Origin of the sequence: Mycobacterium sp. pW045, assembly GCF_041287085.1 — a bacterium.
Classification (GTDB): domain Bacteria; phylum Actinomycetota; class Actinomycetes; order Mycobacteriales; family Mycobacteriaceae; genus Mycobacterium; species Mycobacterium algericum_A.
In genome coordinates this window covers 173816-193490 of record NZ_JBGGKU010000010.1, presented here as the reverse complement: position 1 = coordinate 193490, position 19675 = coordinate 173816, and the positions used below count along the sequence as shown (strand labels likewise).

Genomic DNA, 19675 nt, shown 5'->3' with positions numbered 1-19675 from the left:
CGACCGGTCGCGGAATCGTGAAACGCACACCACCGGGGCGTCTCGATTGGTCGCCGGGGCGAGTCCGGCTGCTCGTAGCGCTCAAGCGCCGCCCCTCCCCTCGCTGCGCTCTGCGGTTCCGGGCTGGAGCCACCCCATGCGACGCTACGGACCGAAGTTGCCTTGAACAACTCGCAGCGCCGGTGCCCTGATTCGCTGGCGAACGGCTAGCGGCCCGTTGCAGCGGGTAAACCCCCACCGGAACGTTAGCCTGAACAACTACGGAGTCGGAATGGGAGGCAACCATGGGCATCTTTCGGCGACGGCGGTCGGCGCAGGAGCCGGCGCCGGCCCCCGGCGGTGAGAAGCCCGGCATGACGGCCCGGGTGTTGTCGCGGGTCATCGAGAGCAGCGAGAGGGTGCAGGGCCCGGCGGTGCGCGCCTACGTCGAGCGGCTGCGCCACCGTGATCCCGGTGTCGGTCCGGCGCAAGTGGTGAAGAAGCTGGAGCGGCGTTACCTGGCCGCGGCGACGGCCACCGGTGCCGCCGTGGGAGCCACGGCGGCGGTCCCGGCGATCGGCACCCTGCTCGCGCTGTCGGCGGTCGCCGTCGAGACCGCCGTCTTCCTGGAGGCCACCGCGTTCTTCGTGCTGTGCGTGGCGGAGGTGCACGGCATTCCCGTCGACAATCGGGAACGGCGGCGCGCCCTGGTGTTGGCGGTGCTGGTCGGCGACCAGGGCAAGGGCGCCATGGCCGACCTGCTCGGCTCGGGCCGCACCAACGGCGCCTGGCTCGCCCAGGGGACGGCGGCGCTGCCGCTGCCGGCGGTGTCGGAGCTCAACTCGCGGTTGCTGCGGTACTTCGTCAAGCGCTTCACCCTGCGGCGGGGCGCGCTGGCGTTCGGCAAGCTGCTGCCGGTCGGGCTGGGCGCGGTGATCGGGGCGATCGGCAACCGCTTCATCGGCAAGAAGATCGTCGGAAACGCCCGCCAGGCGTTCGGTCCGGCCGCCGACCGCTGGCCGGTCACGTTGCACCTGCTGCCGGCCCTGCCCGACGACGACGTAAGCCCTGCGCAACCGTCGGCGTGATCAATCGAACACCGGTGGCGGAATAACGTGAAGGGGCTAGCCTTTATGCAGGCAGGCGGGCACCGGTCGGGCGCCCGACCGGATGATCGGGAATACAGGAATAGAGGCGAGTAACTGTCGTGAGCGGTATGAGTTCACCCTTCGGTCAGAACGAATGGCTAGTCGAGGAGATGTACCGCAAATTCCGCGACGATCCCTCCTCGGTGGACCCGAGCTGGCACGAGTTCCTGGTCGACTACAAGCCCGGCGCTGACGGCTCGCCCATGCCCGCCGAACCGACCCCCGCTGCCCGGCCCGCCCAGTCCGCCCCGAAACCTGCGACCCCCGCCCCGGCCAAGCCCGCGCCGGCGGCCCCAGCCAAGCCCGCGCCGGCCGCCGAGGCGAAGCCCGCACCGGCAGCCAAACCCGCCCAGTCGAAGTCGCCCGCTCCGGCCGCCGACGCCGAGGTCCAGGTGTTGCGCGGGGCCGCCGCCGCGGTGGTCAAGAACATGGCCACCTCGCTGGCGGTGCCCACGGCCACCAGCGTGCGTGCCATTCCGGCCAAGCTGATGATCGACAACCGCATCGTCATCAACAACCAGCTCAAGCGCACCCGTGGCGGCAAGATCTCGTTCACCCACCTGCTGGGGTATGCGCTCGTGCAGGCGGTCAAGCAGTTCCCCAACATGAACCGGCACTTCGCCGAGATCGACGGCAAGCCCAACGCCGTCACTCCGGCACACACCAATCTGGGGCTCGCGATCGACCTGCACGGCAAGGACGGCAAGCGCTCCCTGGTGGTGGCCGGTATCAAGGAGGCGGAGTCGCTGCGTTTCGCGCAGTTCGTCGCCGCCTACGAAGACATCGTGCGCCGCGCCCGTGACGGCAAGCTGACCGCCGAGGACTTCGCCGGCGTGACGATCTCGCTGACCAACCCCGGAACCATCGGCACCGTGCACTCGGTGCCCCGGCTGATGGCCGGCCAAGGGGCGATCATCGGCGTCGGCGCCATGGAGTATCCCGCCGAATTCCAGGGGGCCAGCGAGCAGCGCATCGCCGAACTCGGGGTGGGCAAGCTGATCACGCTGACCTCGACCTATGACCACCGCATCATCCAGGGCGCGGAATCGGGTGACTTCCTGCGCACCGTGCACGAGTTGCTGCTCTCCGACGCGTTCTGGGACGAGATCTTCTTCGAGCTGTCCATCCCCTATGAGCCGGTGCGGTGGCGCACCGACAACCCGGACTCGGTGGTCGACAAGAACGCCCGCGTCGTCGAGTTGATCGCCGCCTACCGCAACCGCGGTCACCTGATGGCCGACGTCGACCCGCTGCGGCTGGACAACACCCGGTTCCGCAGCCACCCCGACCTTGACGTGCTGACCCACGGTCTGACGCTGTGGGATCTGGACCGGGAGTTCAAGGTCGAGGGCCTGCCCGGCGGCGACTTCCGCAAGCTGCGCGAGATCCTCTCGGTGCTGCGCGATGCCTACTGCCGCCACGTCGGCGTGGAGTACACCCACATCCTCGAGCCCGAACAGCAGCAGTGGCTGCAGGAGCGCGTCGAGGTCAAACACATCAAACCGACTGTGGCGCAGCAGAAGTACATCCTGAGCAAGCTGAATGCTGCCGAGGCGTTCGAGAGCTTCCTGCAGACCAAGTACGTCGGGCAGAAGCGGTTCAGCCTGGAGGGCGCCGAGTCGGTGATCCCGATGATGGACGCGGCGATCGACCAGTGCGCCGAGTACGGGCTCGACGAGGTGGTCATCGGTATGCCCCACCGCGGCCGGCTCAACGTGCTGGCCAACATCGTCGGCAAGCCTTATTCGCAGATCTTCACCGAGTTCGAAGGCAACCTCAACCCGGCCGAGGCGCACGGTTCCGGCGACGTCAAGTATCACCTGGGCTCCACCGGCGTATACCTGCAGATGTTCGGCGACAACGATATTCAGGTCTCGCTGACGGCTAACCCATCGCACCTGGAGGCCGTCGACCCGGTACTGGAAGGACTGGTACGGGCCCGTCAGGACCTGCTGGATCGCGGCTCCGCGGACAACGGTGAACGGCCGGCGTTCTCGGTGGTCCCGATGATGCTGCACGGCGACGCCGCATTCGCCGGCCAGGGTGTGGTGGCCGAGACGCTGAACATGGCGATGCTGCCGGGCTACCGGGTCGGCGGCACCATCCACATCATCGTCAACAACCAGATCGGGTTCACCACCGCACCGGACCACTCCCGCTCCAGCGAGTACTGCACCGATGTCGCCAAGATGATCGGGGCGCCGATCTTCCACGTCAACGGCGACGACCCGGAGGCATGCGACTGGGTGGCCCGGCTGGCGGTGGACTTCCGGCAGAAGTTCCACAAGGACGTCGTCATCGACATGCTGTGCTACCGCCGCCGCGGGCACAACGAGGGCGATGACCCTTCGATGACCAACCCCTACATGTACGACGTGATCGGCACCAAGCGCGGCGTGCGCAAGAGCTACACCGAAGACCTGATCGGCCGTGGCGACATCTCGATGAAGGAGGCCGAGGACGCACTGCGCGACTACCACGGCCAGCTGGAGCGGGTGTTCAACGAGATCCGTGAGCTGGAGAAGCACGCCGCGCAGCCCAGCGAGTCGGTCGAGTCCGAACAGCAGGTGCCGCGCGGGCTGAACACCGCGGTGGACAAGGCGATGCTGGCCCGCATCGGCGAGGCGTTCATGTCGATTCCCGAGGGCTTCACCGTGCACCCGCGGGTGTTGCCGGTGCTCGAGCGGCGCAAGGAGATGGCCTACGAGGGCAAGGTCGACTGGGCGTTCGCCGAACTGCTGGCGCTGGGTTCGCTGGTGGCCGAGGGCAAGCTGGTGCGGCTGTCGGGACAGGACACTCGCCGCGGCACCTTCTCGCAGCGGCACTCGGTGATCATCGACCACACCAACGGCGCGGAGTTCAGCCCGTTGCAGCTGCTGGCCACCACCCCCGACGGCACCCCGAGCGGCGGCAAGTTCCTGGTCTACGACTCGCCGCTGTCGGAGTTCGCCGCGGTCGGCTTCGAGTACGGCTACACCGTCGGCAACCCCGAGGCGATGGTGCTGTGGGAGGCGCAGTTCGGCGACTTCGTCAACGGCGCGCAGTCGATCATCGACGAGTTCATCAGCTCCGGCGAGGCCAAGTGGGGCCAGCTGTCCAACGTCGTGCTGCTGCTGCCGCACGGCCATGAGGGCCAGGGCCCCGACCACACCTCCGGGCGCATCGAGCGCTTCCTGCAGCTGTGGGCGGAGGGCTCGATGACCATCGCGATGCCCTCGACTCCGTCGAACTACTTCCATCTGCTGCGCCGGCATGCGCTCGACGGGATCCAGCGGCCGCTGATCGTGTTCACCCCGAAGTCGATGCTGCGCAACAAGGCGGTGGTCAGCGACATCAAGGACTTCACCGACGTCAAGTTCCGCTCGGTGCTCGAAGAGCCCACCTACGGCGACGGCGAGGGCGACCGCAACAAGGTCACCCGGGTGCTGCTGACCAGCGGCAAGCTGTACTACGAGTTGGCGGCCCGCAAGGCCAAGGACGGCCGCGAGGACATCGCGCTGGTGCGTGTCGAGCAGCTGGCCCCGCTGCCCAAGCGGCGCCTGGCCGCCACCTTGGACCGCTACCCCAACGCCGAGCAGTTCTTCTGGGTGCAGGAGGAGCCGGCCAACCAGGGGGCATGGCCCCGGTTCGGCCTGGAGCTGCCGGAGTTGCTGCCCGAGAAGCTCACCGGTATCAAACGGATCTCGCGGCGGGCGATGTCCGCGCCGTCGTCGGGTTCGTCGAAGGTGCACGCCGTCGAGCAGCAGGAGATCATCGACGAGGCGTTCGGCTGAGCGTTCGGTGACCCCCTTCCCCGCGAGCGTGCGGGTCTGTACGTCGAAACGCGGCGTGTCGCGTACAACTCGGCACGCTCGCCGGGGCGCTGAAGGCGGTACCGCCGGTACCGGATAGGCTCTGTTGGGCAACCGACCGCGGGGAGGACACATGCAGGGATTCGCCGGGAAAGTCGCCGTCGTCACCGGCGCCGGCTCGGGGATCGGCCGTGCGCTGGCCGTCGAGCTGGCCCGCGCCGGCGCGCAGCTGGCGATCAGCGATGTCGACACCGAAGGCCTGGCGCAAACCGAGCAACGGTTGGCCGCGCTGGGCGTGCGGGTCAAGGCCGACCGGCTCGACGTCACCGAGCGCGAGGTGTTCATCGGCTACGCCGAGGAGGTCAAAGACCACTTCGGCAAGGTCAACCAGATTTACAACAACGCCGGGATCGCGTTCAGCGGCGACGTCGAGGTCAGCGAGTTCAAGGACATCGAGCGGGTGATGGACGTCGACTTCTGGGGTGTGGTCAACGGCACCAAAGCCTTCCTGCCGCACCTGATCGCCTCCGGCGACGGCCATGTCATCAATATCTCCAGCCTGTTCGGGTTGCTGTCGATGCCCGGCCAGGCCGCCTATAACGCGGCCAAATTCGCTGTCCGCGGCTTCACCGAGGCGCTGCATCAGGAGATGGCCATCGCCAAGCACCCGGTCAAGGTCACCACGGTGCATCCCGGCGGCATCAAGACCGCGATCGCCCGCAACGCCACCACCGTCGAAGGAGTGGACCACGCGGCAATGGCCGACTTCTTCGACCGCCGGCTGGCCTCCACCAGTGCGGAAGAGGCCGCCCGGGTGATCCTCGACGGGGTGAGCAAGAACCGGGCCCGGGTGCTCATCGGCAACGACGCGCGGGCACTCGACCTGCTCGTGCGGCTCACCGGCTCGCGCTACCAGCGGCTGTTCTCGTTCGTCATTCCCCGTTTCGCGCCCCGGTAGGGTTCGCGGCCCGGTCGTTTTTCGCGGCGCTACCGCCCGAGCGGATGCTCCTCCAGGAAGGCATCCACGACCGACTGCGGGTCGGCGCCGTGGGCCACCCGCCAGCGCATATCGGTCAGGGCTTCGGTATCCAGCACACCGGCGACCTGATTGATCGCCAGCAGTTGGGATTCGGTCAGCTCGTTGCGCCGATACAGCGGAACCACATTCTCGGCGCGCACCAACGCCGGCCTGCCATCGGTGAGTAGCACGGTGCCCTCGTCGGGCGTCGACGGATTGGCCGTACTGGTCCATGCCGCGGTGATCTGACGGTCGCGCAGCGCAGCGAACAACGCTGAGCTATCGGGGAATTCGCGCAATCTGGGCAACCTGCACCGCCCCACCGCCGCCGGCGGCCGCACCCCGGCGACAGCGCCGACGACCAGCCCGGAGCAGTGCCGCACCAGCGCGGACAGCTCGGTTCCGCCCCACGCGGCGGCCGTGGCCTTCGTCACGGCCAACGCCGGTTTGTCAGCGGCGGTCATGGCGTAGTCACCGAGCGCAAGCCCCTCCGGCAGCGCACCGGCCAACGCCCAGTAGACCTGCCGGTCGGAGCGCGCCGTGGAGTCGGGGGCGAACACCGCCAGCAGGCGACCGGTGAAACCGGGAACCAGGGTCAACTGCCCGGCGTCGAGCGCCGCGACCGGATCGGCCACCGATTCGATGCGCACCGCGGCTCCGGCACCGCGCAGGGCGCTCGCGTACAGCTGCGCCAAAACCTGCGATTGCGGGTCCGGCGCGGTCCCCACGCCCAGCGGCGCCGGCCCCGGGCGATCAGCACAACCGGCGAGCAGCAGGGCGGTGATCAGTACCAGCGCCAACCGGCGCAGCTGATGTCTCGGCAGCCGCGGCACCGTGCGCTCAGGACGACGAACCGGCGGCCGCTGCGACCGCTGCCGCAACGGCCGGTTCGACACGCGGGTCCAGCGGGCTCGGCACGACCCGCTCCGGTGCCAGGTCGTCGGCGACCACGGAGTAAATCGCCTCCGCGGCAGCCAATTTCATCTCTTCGCTGATGCGTTCGGCACCGGCGTCCAGCGCCCCGCGGAATACGCCGGGGAAGGCCAGCACGTTGTTGATCTGGTTGGGGAAATCACTGCGGCCGGTCGCCACCACCGCCGCATACTTGGCGGCCAGGTCGGGGTGGATCTCCGGGTCGGGGTTGGACAGTGCGAACACCACCCCGCCCGGGTTCATCGACGCGATCAACTCCTCGGGGACCACCCCTCCGGAGGCACCCAGGAACACGTCGGCGCCGACCAGCGCCTCGGCAAGACCACCGGTGCGGCCGCCGGGGTTGGTGCGCTGCGCCAGCTCGGTCTTGACGTCGTTCATGTCGGTACGTTCCGGATGCAGCACGCCCTGCGAATCGAGCACGATCATCTCCGAAATACCCACCGACATCAGGATGTTGGCGCATGCCACGCCCGCGGCGCCGGCACCGGAGACCACCACCCGCAGCGACGAGATGTCGCGTCCGAGCACCTTGGCCGCACCCATCAGCGCCGCCAGTGCCACGATCGCGGTGCCGTGCTGATCGTCGTGCATTACCGGGCAGTCCAGCGCCTCGATCACCCGGCGCTCGATCTCGAAGCACCGCGGCGCGGAGATGTCCTCCAGGTTGACCGCCCCGAACGACGGACGCAGCCGCACCAGCGTGTCGACGATCTCGTCGGGATCCTTGGTGTCCAACACGATGGGAATGGAGTCCAGGCCGGCGAACGTCTTGAACAGCGCGGCCTTGCCCTCCATCACCGGCAGCGACGCCGATGGACCGAGATCACCCAGCCCGAGCACCGAAGTACCGTCGCTGACCACCGCCACCAGCCGGTGCGCCCAGGTGTAGCGGGCGGCCAGGGTGTGGTCCGCGGCGATCGCGCGGCTGACCTGCGCCACCCCGGGCGTGTAAGCGATCGACAGCGCGCGCTGGCTGTCCAGCGGGGCTTTCAAGTCGACCGAGATCTTTCCGCCCATGTGGGCTTCGAAGATCTCTTCGTCTCCAATGACAATCAGCGAGTTGTCCACCGTGTTCGCAAGGTTCTCAGGCATCGAGTCCAGGGTACTGCGCCGGCGAATCTCGACCGGCGACGGCCGGTGCCCGTGGGCGCCGGCCGTGCTCAGATCAGGCCCAGTCCCTTGACGGCCTCGCGCTCTTCGGCCAGCTCAGCGGTGGAGGCGTCGATCCGGCCGCGGGAGAAGTCGTCGATGTCCAGGCCACCCACGATGCTCCAGTCGCCGCCGGAGGTGGTGACCGGGAACGACGAGATCAGGCCCTCGGGCACCCCATAGGAGCCGTCGGAGACCACCGCCATCGACACCCAGTCCCCGTCGGGGCTGCCCAGCAGCCAGTCCCGGGCGGCATCGACGGTGGCCGATGCCGCCGAGGCGGCCGAGGAGGCGCCGCGGGCGTCGATGATCGCCGCGCCGCGCTTGGCGACGGTGGGGATGAAGTCGTTCTCGATCCAGGCCTGGTCGTTGACGACCTCGGCGGCGTTGCGGCCGCCGACCTCGGCGTGGAACAGGTCCGGGTACTGGCTGGCCGAGTGGTTGCCCCAGATCGTCATCTTCTTGACGTCGGTCACCTTGGCGCCGGTCTTGGCCGCCAGCTGCGAGATCGCCCGGTTGTGGTCCAGGCGGGTCAGCGCGGAGAACCGCTCCTTGGGGATGTCGGGGGCGTTGGTCATCGCGATCAGCGCGTTGGTGTTGGCCGGGTTGCCGGTGACACCCACCCGGATGTCGGAGGCCGCGACCGCGTTGAGCGCCTTGCCCTGCGCGGTGAAGATCGCACCGTTGGCCTCGAGCAGGTCGCTGCGCTCCATGCCCGGCCCGCGCGGGCGGGCGCCGACCAGCAGCGCCAGGTTGGCGCCGTCGAAGATCTTGTTGGCATCCGAGCCGATCTGCACGCCGGCCAGCAGCGGGAAGGCACAGTCGTCGAGCTCCATCACCACACCCTCGAGCGCCTTGAGCGCGGGCTCGATCTCCAGCAGCCGCAGTTCGATCGGCCGATCAGGGCCCAGCAACGAGCCACTGGCCAGGCGGAAAAGCAGGCTGTAGCCGATCTGGCCGGCGGCGCCGGTGACGGCAACCTTGAGTGGGGTTGTGCTCACGTCAAGTGCTCCTCGAACGGGTTCGGCATGGTCTGGATTGGTCCGCGTCGAAACTAGCGCACCGGCGCGGGCCCGAAAACTCCGGACCCCGCGGCGACCGCGCTGACCGGTCACTTTGGGTTCGGGCGCGTAACATTTGACCGGCTCATGCGCCGGGAGGGAGGGCTGCCATGACGGCGTTGCGAGGCCCGGTTCCGCGGGTGCTGGTCGACTGCGGCGTCTACGACGAAGGTGACCGGGTTTCCGGCGACTTCACGCCCGCCGGTGCGATGGCCAGGGTGCGCGAGATCGAGGCGAGCGGCCGGGACGGGTTCGTCTGGGTGGGCCTGCACGAACCCGACGAGTCCCAGATGCAGGCGGTGGCGGCCACGTTCGACCTGCACGAGCTGACCGTCGAGGACGCCGTGCACGCCCACCAGCGGCCGAAGCTGGAACGCTACGACGAGACGCTGTTCCTGGTGCTCAAGACCGTCAATTACGTCCCGCACGAATCGGTGGGGCTGCCGCGACAGATCGTCGAAACCGGCGAGATCATGATCTTCGTCGGCAAGAACTTCGTCGTCACCGTCCGGCACGGTGAACACAGCGGACTGTCCGAGGTCCGCAAGCGCATGGACGCCGACCCCGAGCATCTGCGGCTGGGCCCGTACGCGGTGATGCACGCCATCGCCGACTATGTGGTCGACCGCTACGTCGAGGTGACCAACCTGATGGAGACCGACATCGACACCATTGAAGAGGTGGCGTTCGCGCCGGGCACCCGCACCGACGTCGAGCCGATCTACCAGATCAAACGTGAAGTCGTCGAACTGCGGCGCGCGGTGGCACCGTTGTCGGTCCCGTTCCAGCGGATGCAGACCGACTACAAGGATCTGATCTCCAAAGAGGTGCGGCGCTACCTTCGTGACGTCGCCGACCACCAGACCCGCGCCGCCGAACAGATCGCCAGCTACGACGAGATGCTGAGTTCGCTGGTGCAGGCGGCGCTGGCGCGGGTGGGGATGCAGCAGAACACCGATATGCGCAAGATGTCGGCCTGGGCCGGCATCATCGCGGTGCCCACCATGATCGCCGGCATCTACGGGATGAACTTCGACCACATGCCCGCGCTGCACTGGACGTTCAGTTACCCGGCGGTGCTGCTGGGAATGGCCGGCATCAGCACAGTGCTCTATCGCGCGTTCCGCCGCAACGGCTGGCTCTGACCTCCCCGGCGAGCGTGCGTGTTTGCACGCCGACACGCCGCGAAATGCCGTACATCGGCGCACACTCAGCGGGTGCGTGGACCCGCTTATCCCGTACTCCGGTGCGGCCATGCAGCCCAAAAGGACAACGGTGAACGCGCACAACGGGTTCCGGAACGTCACCCCCGGCCGTCAAAGTCACGCCACCGCCTGTCACGAACGTGCGCAGTTGTACGGAAAAACCGGCGTGTCGCCGTACAAACACGCCCGCTCGCGGCAAAAAAAGGGGGACCCGGTACTAGCGGGGCTGGGAGGCGGGGCGGTCCGGGTCGAGCACATCCACCCCGTCGGCGCGCCAGGCCTCGCGCATCGCGTCGGCGCCCTTGAGCCGCACCCAGGCCGCCTCGGTCGCGGTGATCGGGATGGCCGACAAGAACCGCACCGGCTCGCGTGGTGCCGCCAACGCCAACTCGGCGATGTCGCTCTCGCCCAGCAGCATCGCGGTGAACGGCACGCCGCCGGACTGCCGGGTCCACAGCGGACCGCCCAGGTCCATCAGCGCGTCCGCCGCCAGCACCACGCCCTCCACGACCGGCGCGGCGGCCACCATCGCCAGGCTGCGCGCCAGCCCGGCATCAGAACCCGAGATCCGCAGCCGCAGCACGACCTCGGCGCGCGGACCGTGCACCGGGTCGGCCAACACCTGACCGGGGTCGCCCATCGGGTGCCGCGAACAGCCCACCGAGACGTAATGCACCATCCGGTCGGGCCCGGGCCCGAACCGCAGCACCTCGATGGGCTCGACGCCCAAAAACGTCACCCGCGCGGCGCCGGGTCCCGACGCGATGCCCGCGGCCGCGTAGTGCGCTTTCAGGTGCGCCCGCACCCGTTCCAGGTCGTCGCTCACCGTTCGGTCGGCGGGACGGTCAGGTTCAGCCCGGACTCGGCGTCGAACACCACCACTTTGGCCGCGTCCAGGGCCAACTCGACCGGCTGCCCGCCGGCGGCTTTCGACGCGGCGGGAACCCGCGCCACCAGACCGTTTTCGGTCGACGTGCCGGCGGCTTCGTTCGGGGTGAAGTACAGGTACTTGTCGGCGCCCAGCGATTCGACCAGATCGACGCGCGCGGAGAAGGTCACCGCCCGGGCACGCTCGGCGTCGTCGAGCAGTCCGGCGTCGCCGAGATGTTCGGGCCGCACGCCAATGACGACGTCGTGGTGGGATCCGGGATGTCGACCGATGGTGTCGCGGACCTCCGCGGCCAGCGGCACCTCACCGAACGCCAGTCGCGCACCGGTCGAGGTCAGCGCGCCGGGGAAGAAGTTCATCGCCGGCGAGCCGACGAAGCCCGCGACGAACAGGTTGGCGGGCCGCTCGTAGAGCTCATCGGGGGTGCCGATCTGTTGGGCGATCCCGCCGTGCATCACCACCACCCGGTCGCCGAGCGTCATCGCCTCGGTCTGATCGTGGGTGACGTAGACGGTGGTGGTGCCCAGCCGGCGCTGCAGCCGGGCGATCTCGCTGCGCATCTGCACCCGCAGCTTGGCGTCCAGGTTCGACAGCGGCTCGTCCATCAGAAACGCCTTGGGGTGCCGCACGATCGCCCGTCCCATCGCGACCCGCTGGCGCTGCCCACCGGACAGCTGCGACGGCTTGCGATCCAGCAACTCCGTCAGGTCAAGGATTTTCGCGACTTCGGCGACCTTCTCAGCGATCTGCGGCTTCTTCATCTTGGCCAGGGTCAGCGGAAAGGCGATGTTGCCCCGCACCGTCATGTGCGGGTAGAGGGCGTAGGACTGGAACACCATCGCGATGTCGCGGTCCTTGGGGGCGCGCTCATTGACCCGCTCACCACCGATGCGCAGTTCCCCCGACGAGATCTCCTCCAGGCCGGCGATCATGTTCAGCGTGGTGGATTTTCCGCAGCCGGACGGTCCCACCAGGATGATGAACTCGCCGTCGGCGATCCTCAGCGACAGGTCCTTCACCGCCACGGCGCCGTCGGGGTAGCTCTTGGTGATGTGGAGGAGTTCGATCTCTGCCATCGGCCTATCCCTTCACCGCGCCGGAGGTCAGTCCCGCCACGATCCGTCGTTGGAAGATTAGAACAAAGACGATGATCGGCACCGTGATCACCATCGCGCCGGCGGCGATGGAGCCGGTCGGTTCCTCGAATTGCGAACTGCCGGTGAAGTTCGCGATGGCCACCGGCGCGGTGATCGACGCCTTGGTCGCCGTCAGCGACAACGCCAGCAGCAGGTCATTCCAGGCGAAGATGAACACCAGGATCGCCGCGGTGACGATTCCCGGCGCCGCCAGCGGCGCAATCACCTTGCGGAACGCCTGACCCGGGGTGGCGCCGTCCATCTTGGCGGCCTTCTCCAGGTCCCACGGGATCTCGGAGAAGAACGCCGAGAGCGTGTAGATCGCCAGCGGCAGCGCGAAGGTGATGTAGGGGATGATCAGTCCCGGCCAGGTGTCGAACAGCCCGATAGCCCGTTCGATGTTGAAAATCGGTGTCACCAACGATATCTGGGGGAACATCGCGATGAGCAGCGCCGCCCCCACCAGCAGCCGCTTGCCGGAAAAGTCCAGCCGGGCCACCGCGTAGGCGGCCATCGCACCGATCACCACCGCGATCACGGTGGTGATCAGGCCGATGCCGACCGAGTTGATCAACGCCGACCCGAACACATCGCCGGCGAAGATGCCGCGGTAGTTGTCGAGGGTCACCGACGACGGGATCAGCTTGCCGTCCTTCACCGTTGACGTCGGCTTGAGCGACAGCGAGAAGATCCACAGCACCGGCACCAGCGCGTAGGCAACCACGGCCACGTCGATGATCAGCCAAGCCACGCGGCGTCGAACGTCGGTCATTTCTGTTCCGATCCCGGCGCCGCGGCACCGAACACCTTGACGAACAACACCGCGATCAGCGCCACGCAGACGAAGATCAGCACCGAGATCGCGGAGCCCAGGCCGACGTTGAAGCCCTTGAACAGGTTGTTGTAACCCAGGATCGACACCGAGCCGGTGTTGTTGGAGCCGTTGGTGAGCACGTAGATGTTGTCGAAGATCCGGAACGCGTCGAGCGTGCGGAACAACAACGCCACCAGGATGGCCGGTTTCATCATCGGCAGGATGACGCTGACCAGACGCCGCCAGGCCCCGGCGCCGTCGACCTGTGCCGCCTTGAGCAGATCGTCGGGCACCAGCGCCAGCCCGGCCAGCAGCAGCAGCGCCATGAACGGAGTCGTCTTCCACACCTCGGCGAGGATCACGATCCCCAGCGACGGCAGCTGCTGGGTCAGCGGCGCACTACCGGCGGGCAAGAGGTTCGCCAGATAACCGGTGCCCGGTGTCCAGGCGTAGTACCAGCTGTAGGCGGCGGCCACCGTGACAATGCCGTAGGGCACCAGTACCGCGGTGCGCACCATGCCTTTGGCGAACAGGCTGCGGTGCATCACCAGTGCCAGCGCAAGACCCAGGACGAATTCGATGGCCACCGAGACGACGGTGATGCCCAGCGTCACCGCGAACGCCGTCCACCAGTACGAGTCGGTCAGGGTGGTCTGGTAGTTGGCCAGGCCGACGAAGGCGGTGTCGTCGGGGGTGGCCAGGTTGTAGCGCAGCAGGCTCAGCCAGATCGCATACCCGATCGGATAGGCCGTCACGGCCAGCATCAGCACCACCGCCGGGGCGACGAGCAGCAACGCCAGCCGCCGCTGCGACCGCTCGTCGGCGCGGGACGTCATAGCGCACCGCTCACGGGATCAGCCCCTTGCCGTCGATGGCCTTGCGCACCTGCACGGTGAGCTCGTCGGCGGTGCGCTCCGGGTCGATGGCGGTGATCGGCGCCAGCGTCGCCGATATCCGGGTCGACACCGCCTGGTAGACCGGCGTGGCAGGGCGCACCGCCGCTTCGGTGAGCTGGTCGCGAATCAGGTTGTGGTGCGGGTATTTCTCCTGCAGCTGCGGATCGGAGTACAGCGAGGCGCGCACCGGGGGCAGCCCACCGTCAATCGCAAGGTACTTCTGGTTGGCGACGTCGCGCAGGCATCGCACCGCATCGAATGCCTCGGCGCGGTGCCGGGTGGTGCGGGCCACCGCCAGGTTCATCCCGCCGAGCGTGACCTTGGCCGGCCGCCCGGGCGACACCGCCGGATACGGTGCGAACCCGAGCACGTCGCGACTGGCCTCGTAGGCCAGCCGGTACTGGGCGTCGCTGGGGGCGAACATGCCGAGGTCGTTGATGCTGCCGGCCAGATCGGCACGCCGGTCCAGCGGCAGGAACCCGACGCCGCCCTTGACGGCGTTCTCCAGCATCGACGGCAGCACGAACGGCCAGTTGACCTCCAGTGCCGCCTTGCCCTGTTCGAACGCCAGCCGGGCGGTGCCCTCGTCACTCTGGGTGATCGACGGGTCAGCGCCCGGAGCGGTCGCCACCGCGCGCATGATGCGCAGCGCCGCCACGGTGGCGGCCCGATGCTCGGCGGTGTCGGTCAGGGTGACGGTCTTGCCGTCGTCGTCGAGCACCCGGCCGCCGGCGCTTGCCAGCAGCGTGTTGAACCACACCACCAGGCCCTCGTACTGCTTGGCCTGCACCGCGATCCAGCTCGGCTCGCCGGCGGCACGCAATCGGCCCGCCTCGGCAACCATCTCGTCCCAGGTCGACGGCGCGGCGTCCATCAGATCCGGCCGGTACCAAAGCAATTGGGTGTTGGTGATGATCGGGGCGGCATAGAGCCGCTGTTGCCAGCGGGCGGTCGCCAGCGGACCCGGCAGGGTGTCGGCGACGGCGTCGGCCTCGGCCTCACCGGCCGGGTCTTCCGACAGTGGCAACGCCCAGCCGGCCTCGGCGAACTCGGCGGTCCAGACCACATCCAGGCCCATGATGTCCAGCGTGCGGTCGTTGCCGGTGAGCCGGCGGGCCAGCTGCAGGCGCTGGTCGTCGGCGGCACGCGGCAGGCTGAACTGCTCGACGCGGTAGCGCCCACCGGACTGTTCGGTACAGCGCCGCGCCAGCACTTGGAACGTCGCGGTGTCGTTGGCCGGGGTGTACACGCTGACCACCAGGCCGTCGTCGTGCCCGGCCCAACCGCAGGCCGACCCGGAGGCGAGGGTCAGTGCCGCCAGCGCAGCCGCGCCCAGCCGCCGAACGCGACCGCGCCGACTCGCCACGCCACCCGCCTCCTGTTGCCGTTCCGTGCCAGAACGGTAAGGCCGGTCGGCCGCGCTGTGCAACAACGCCGAGTCAGAGCGTCAGCTTCGCCAACAGATCCCGGCCCTGCTCGGCGCTCTGCGGGTCGCAGAGCACGTCGTAGCGACCCGCGACCAGCTGCATGGTCGAGCTGAAATCCCTTGTGCCGCGGGCCATCGCGTAGGGCACTGACGACGTGATCAGACCGAAGAACACACCGGCGATCAGGCCGGTCACCAACGCCTGTGCCGGGTTGTCGCTGAAGATGCCCAGCACCAGGCCGATGAACAGACCCAGCCAGGCCCCGGTCAACACCCCGCCGCCGAGCACCTTGGGCCAGGTGAGCCGGCCGGTGACCCGTTCGACCTGCATCAGGTCGACGCCGACGATCGTCACCTGGTGCACCGGGAACTGTTGGTCGGACAGATAGTCCACCGCGCGCTGCGCCTCGGCGTAGGTGGGGTAAGCCCCGATCGGCCAACCTTTGGGCGGCGTGGGCAACCGGCCCACGTCTCGCCGACCCGCGGCCGCCGCACCGAGCGGATCGGGGGCCTGTCCGGGCTGAAAAGGGCTGGTCATGAGGTTTCTCTCTCCTTGTTCCGGGATAGTTCCGGGGTGGCGGACCGGCACTCCGCGCGGGTCTGGCACCCGACGCATCCGCTAGGTTGAACAGCATGACAGCTCCCGGCGGGGATTCTGGCGAGAATCCACGACCCAATGCCGACCAACCCTGGCCCGAGGCGGGTGCGCCCGGGCCCGAGCAGGGCGGCTGGGCCAACCCCTCGGGTTTCGATGGCTATCCTCCCCCACCGCCGGGTTACCCGCAGGGCCCTCCGCCCGGTTACCCGCCGAGCGGCTTTCCCCCACCCTCGGCCGCCGCCGGCTATCCGCCGCCGCCGACCGGCGGATTTCCGCCGCCGCCACCACCGGGCTACGGCTCGCCGCCCGGCTACGGCCCGCCGGCCGACTATCCGGGCGTCGGCACGCCGCCCGGTTACCCGCCGGGCTACGGCGCCCCGCCCGGCTATCCGCAGCAGGGCTACGGCACGCCGTATCCGGGCGGCTACTTCAATCCGGGCCAGCCGCAGAAGACGAACGTCTTGGCGGTCTGCTCCCTGGTGGTCGCGCTGCTGGGCCTGCTGTTCTGGCCGCTGGCCGTCGTCGGCGCCACGCTGGGCGTGATCGCCCTAGGCCAGATCAAGCGCACCGGTGAGGCCGGCCACGGCATGGCGGTGGCCGGCACCGCGGTCGGCGGCGCCGCGGTGGTCCTCTCGTTCGTCCTCGCGATGGTCGCCCTGCACTGAGCCCGCGCGGACGTAGGCGCCCAGTGGACATTTGACGACGCGACGTCGGCGTGTCGCGTCGTCAGATTGCCCCTCGCGGGCAGATCCGGGCAGATCTAGGCCGACGGCGGCTCGAACGGCGGTGCTTCACGGCGCATCCCGGCCGCCCGGCCCTTGCCGGCCACCACCAGCGCCATCTTGCGGCTGGCCTCGTCGAGCATCTCGTCGCCGAGCATCACCGCGCCGCGTGCCCCGCCGGCCTGCGAGGTGTGCCATGCATAGGCCTCCAGGATCAGCTCGGCATGGTCGTACTCGGCCTGCCGCGGGCTGAAGATCTCGTTGCCCGCCGCGATCTGGTCGGGGTGCAGCACCCATTTGCCGTCAAAACCCAGGGCGGCCGAGCGCCCGGCCACCCGGCGGAACGCCTCGACGTCGCGAACCTTCAGATAGGGCCCGTCGACGGCGGCGATCCCGTGGGCACGCGCGGCGACCAGGATCGTCATCAGCACGTGGTGATAGGCGTCGCCCTCGGTGTAGCCCTCGGGCTGCTCGCCGACCTCCAGCGTGCGGGTGTTGAGGCTGGCCATCAGGTCGGCCGGGCCGAGCACCAGCGCCTGCACCCGGGGCACGGCGGCGATGGCGTTGATATTGGTCAGCCCGCGGGCGTCCTCGATCTGGGCGTCGATGCCGATCTGCCCGGCCGGCAGCCCGTGAACGGTCTCCAACTGGGTCAACAACAGATCCAGGGCCTGTACATGCGAGGCGTCGGACACCTTCGGCAGCACGACGACGTCAAGGCGGGCCCCGGCGGCGCCGACGGCCGAGACCACCTCGATCAGGTCGGCGTGCGTCCACGGCGTCGTCCAGTCGTTGACTCGCACGCCCAGCAGCGGCGCACTCCAGTCCGATGCCGTCAGCGCCTCGGCCACCCGGGCCCGGGCCTGCTCCTTGGCGGCCGGGGCGACGGCATCCTCCAGATCCAGGAAGATCTGGTCGGCGGGCAGGCCCTTGGCCTTGTCGATCATTTTCTGGCTGCTGCCCGGCACCGACAGACAGGTACGGCGGGGGCGATATGCGTTGGTCACCTAACCACTCCTACCCTTTCAACCATGGCGTCGAGCAACAGGGTTTACGCAGCGCGCCTGGCGCGGATGCTGGTGCTGGGCCCGTTCGGCGAATCCGTGGGACGGGTCCGCGACGTCGTCATCAGCATCAGCATCGTGCGTCAACAGCCGCGAGTTCTGGGCCTCGTCGTCGAACTGCCCACCCGCAGACGCATTTTCGTACCCATTCTCCGAGTCGCGGCGATCGAGCCCAATGCCGTCACCCTCAACACCGGAACCGTATCGCTGCGCAAGTTCACCCAGCGACCCGGTGAAGTGCTGGTGCTCGGACAGGTGCTGGACACCAAAGTCCGGGTCAACGACCCCGAACTGCCGGAGCTGGCCGGCGTCGACGTGGCGATCACCGACCTGGCCATCGAGCAGAGCCGCACCCGCGACTGGCTGGTGACGCGGATCGCGGTGCGCCACTCCCGGCGGCTGGGCCGCCGCGCCGCGGTGCACATCGTGGACTGGCACAACGTGCAGGGACTGACCCCGTCCGCGCTGGCCATGCCCGGGCAGGGCGTGGCGCAGTTGCTGCAGCAATTCGAGGGCTGGCGACCGATCGAGGTGGCCGACGCCATCCGCGAGCTGCCGCCCAAGCGGCGCTTCGAGGTGATCAACGCGCTGGACAACGGCCGCCTGGCCGACATCCTGCAGGAACTGCCCGAGGAGCGGCAGGCCGCGGTGCTGGGCCAGCTGGGCACCGAGCGGGCGGCCGACGTCCTGGAGGAGATGGATCCCGACGACGCCGCCGACCTGCTGGGGGCGATGAACCCCAACGACGCGGAGCTGCTGCTGGCCCGGATGGACCCCGACGACTCCGATCCGGTCCGGCGCCTGCTGGAGCACTCTCCCGACACCGCCGGCGGGTTGATGACCTCCAATCCGGTGGTGCTGACCGCCGACACCTCGGTCGCCGAGGCGCTGGCCCGGGTGCGCGACCCCGACCTGACCCCGGCATTGTCGTCGCTGGTGTTCGTGACACGCCCCCCGACCGCCACCCCGACCGGCCACTACCTGGGTTGCGTGCCGCTGCAACGGCTGCTGCGGGTGCCGCCGGCCGACCTCATCGGCGGGATCGTCGATTCCGACCTGCCGGCGCTGAACGCCGAGGTCTCGCTGGCCGAGCTGACCCGCTATTTCGCCGCCTACAACCTGGTCTGCGGGCCGGTGCTCGACGAGCAGAATCACCTGCTGGGGGCGGTGACCGTCGACGACGTGCTGGATCACCTGCTACCGCGTGATTGGCGCGAAACGCCCGAGCCGGACCTGGGGCCCAAATTCGCCGGGAGGCCATCGTGACCGACCGCTCGCCACTGCAGCGGCTCTCCACCCCGCGCACCTCGCGGTTGCCCAGCCTGCGGATGGACCCCGATGCGCTGGGCCGGTTCACCGAGTCGGTGGCACGCTTCTTCGGCACCGGGCGCTACCTGGCCATCCAGACCATGTTGGTGGTCGGCTGGATTCTGCTGAACGTCTACGCGGTCAGCCTGAAGTGGGACCCCTACCCGTTCATCCTGCTCAACCTGGCGTTTTCCACCCAGGCCGCCTACGCCGCGCCGTTGATCCTGCTGGCCCAGAACCGGCAGGAGAACCGCGACCGGGTCAGCCTGGATGAAGACCGCCGGCGCGCCGCGCAGACCAAGGCCGACACCGAGTACCTGGCCCGGGAACTGGCGTCGTTGCGGTTGGCGGTCGGTGAGGTCCCCACCCGCGATTACCTGCACCATGAGCTCGAGCGGATCCGCGAACTGCTCGACGAATTGCGCCCCAAGCCCGACCCCGCCGACGGAGATTCCGCGACCGGCCGCCCGGTTTGACCTCGTGGCGGACCGGCATAACCGACACCAGCGGGACCAGTGTTGGGTATGGTGACCTA

17 protein-coding genes are annotated in these 19675 nt (G+C 68.7%); 7 read left to right on the top strand and 10 right to left on the bottom strand.

From position 1 onward, the window contains the following. Positions 1-284 precede the first annotated feature (284 nt). From ACAG20_RS17015 to ACAG20_RS17005, 3 genes are all read left to right on the top strand, one after another. Complete coding sequence (locus ACAG20_RS17015; RefSeq protein ID WP_112687714.1) at positions 285-1067, top strand: hypothetical protein; 783 nt, start codon at positions 285-287, stop codon at positions 1065-1067. 119 nt (positions 1068-1186) lie between these two features. Continuing rightward, entirely contained in the window at positions 1187-4900 is a 3714-nt protein-coding gene (locus ACAG20_RS17010) for a multifunctional oxoglutarate decarboxylase/oxoglutarate dehydrogenase thiamine pyrophosphate-binding subunit/dihydrolipoyllysine-residue succinyltransferase subunit (RefSeq protein WP_370493401.1), read from the top strand. Positions 4901-5051: 151 nt separating this feature from the next. Continuing rightward, the gene (locus ACAG20_RS17005) at positions 5052-5876 is read left to right on the top strand and encodes an SDR family NAD(P)-dependent oxidoreductase (protein ID WP_370493400.1); all 825 of its coding nucleotides are present in this window, start codon (positions 5052-5054) and stop codon (positions 5874-5876) included. A gap of 29 nt (positions 5877-5905) precedes the next feature. Here ACAG20_RS17005 and ACAG20_RS17000 read toward each other — a convergent pair whose 3' ends face one another. The 3 genes from ACAG20_RS17000 to ACAG20_RS16990 form a co-directional block, all read right to left on the bottom strand. Further along, complete coding sequence (locus tag ACAG20_RS17000) at positions 5906-6745, bottom strand: glycine betaine ABC transporter substrate-binding protein (protein WP_370493414.1); 840 nt, start codon at positions 6743-6745, stop codon at positions 5906-5908. A gap of 31 nt (positions 6746-6776) precedes the next feature. Further along, positions 6777-7964, bottom strand: coding sequence for an NADP-dependent malic enzyme (locus ACAG20_RS16995; protein WP_112686893.1), 1188 nt, complete (start codon positions 7962-7964; stop codon positions 6777-6779). 68 nt (positions 7965-8032) lie between these two features. Continuing rightward, the gene (locus ACAG20_RS16990) at positions 8033-9022 is read right to left on the bottom strand and encodes a malate dehydrogenase (protein WP_370493399.1); all 990 of its coding nucleotides are present in this window, start codon (positions 9020-9022) and stop codon (positions 8033-8035) included. A 170-nt stretch (positions 9023-9192) separates the two neighbouring features. On the opposite strand from ACAG20_RS16990, the gene corA reads away from it, so the two are divergent. Further along, positions 9193-10227, top strand: coding sequence for a magnesium/cobalt transporter CorA (gene corA / locus ACAG20_RS16985; protein ID WP_112686889.1), 1035 nt, complete (start codon positions 9193-9195; stop codon positions 10225-10227). A 277-nt stretch (positions 10228-10504) separates the two neighbouring features. Here corA and ACAG20_RS16980 read toward each other — a convergent pair whose 3' ends face one another. The 6 genes from ACAG20_RS16980 to ACAG20_RS16955 form a co-directional block, all read right to left on the bottom strand. Then, entirely contained in the window at positions 10505-11113 is a 609-nt protein-coding gene (locus tag ACAG20_RS16980; RefSeq protein ID WP_370493398.1) for a suppressor of fused domain protein, read from the bottom strand. After that, positions 11110-12252 carry an ABC transporter ATP-binding protein gene (locus tag ACAG20_RS16975; protein WP_370493397.1) on the bottom strand — a complete coding sequence of 381 codons (1143 nt, stop codon included), beginning with the start codon at positions 12250-12252 and terminating at the stop codon, positions 11110-11112. Before ACAG20_RS16975 ends, ACAG20_RS16980 begins: the two co-directional genes overlap by 4 nt. A gap of 4 nt (positions 12253-12256) precedes the next feature. Then, positions 12257-13084 carry a carbohydrate ABC transporter permease gene (locus tag ACAG20_RS16970; RefSeq protein ID WP_370493396.1) on the bottom strand — a complete coding sequence of 276 codons (828 nt, stop codon included), beginning with the start codon at positions 13082-13084 and terminating at the stop codon, positions 12257-12259. Then, the gene (locus ACAG20_RS16965) at positions 13081-13962 is read right to left on the bottom strand and encodes a carbohydrate ABC transporter permease (protein ID WP_112686881.1); all 882 of its coding nucleotides are present in this window, start codon (positions 13960-13962) and stop codon (positions 13081-13083) included. The genes ACAG20_RS16970 and ACAG20_RS16965 overlap by 4 nt, the downstream gene beginning before the upstream one ends. Before the next feature lie 10 nt (positions 13963-13972). Further along, entirely contained in the window at positions 13973-15388 is a 1416-nt protein-coding gene (locus ACAG20_RS16960; protein WP_370493395.1) for an ABC transporter substrate-binding protein, read from the bottom strand. 73 nt (positions 15389-15461) lie between these two features. Further along, entirely contained in the window at positions 15462-15986 is a 525-nt protein-coding gene (locus ACAG20_RS16955) for a general stress protein (protein WP_370493394.1), read from the bottom strand. Positions 15987-16081: 95 nt separating this feature from the next. Between ACAG20_RS16955 and ACAG20_RS16950 the strand changes: the two genes are divergently transcribed. Next, the gene (locus ACAG20_RS16950; protein ID WP_370493393.1) at positions 16082-16711 is read left to right on the top strand and encodes a DUF4190 domain-containing protein; all 630 of its coding nucleotides are present in this window, start codon (positions 16082-16084) and stop codon (positions 16709-16711) included. A 95-nt stretch (positions 16712-16806) separates the two neighbouring features. Here ACAG20_RS16950 and ACAG20_RS16945 read toward each other — a convergent pair whose 3' ends face one another. After that, positions 16807-17775 (bottom strand): CoA ester lyase, encoded by a 969-nt coding sequence (locus ACAG20_RS16945; RefSeq protein WP_083038452.1) that lies wholly within the window; start codon positions 17773-17775, stop codon positions 16807-16809. Between the two features lie 24 nt (positions 17776-17799). Between ACAG20_RS16945 and ACAG20_RS16940 the strand changes: the two genes are divergently transcribed. Next, the gene (locus ACAG20_RS16940) at positions 17800-19098 is read left to right on the top strand and encodes a magnesium transporter MgtE N-terminal domain-containing protein (RefSeq protein WP_370493392.1); all 1299 of its coding nucleotides are present in this window, start codon (positions 17800-17802) and stop codon (positions 19096-19098) included. After that, positions 19095-19616: a DUF1003 domain-containing protein gene (locus ACAG20_RS16935; protein ID WP_370493391.1), complete on the top strand. Its 522-nt coding sequence runs from the start codon at positions 19095-19097 to the stop codon at positions 19614-19616. Before ACAG20_RS16940 ends, ACAG20_RS16935 begins: the two co-directional genes overlap by 4 nt. Positions 19617-19675 lie beyond the last annotated feature (59 nt).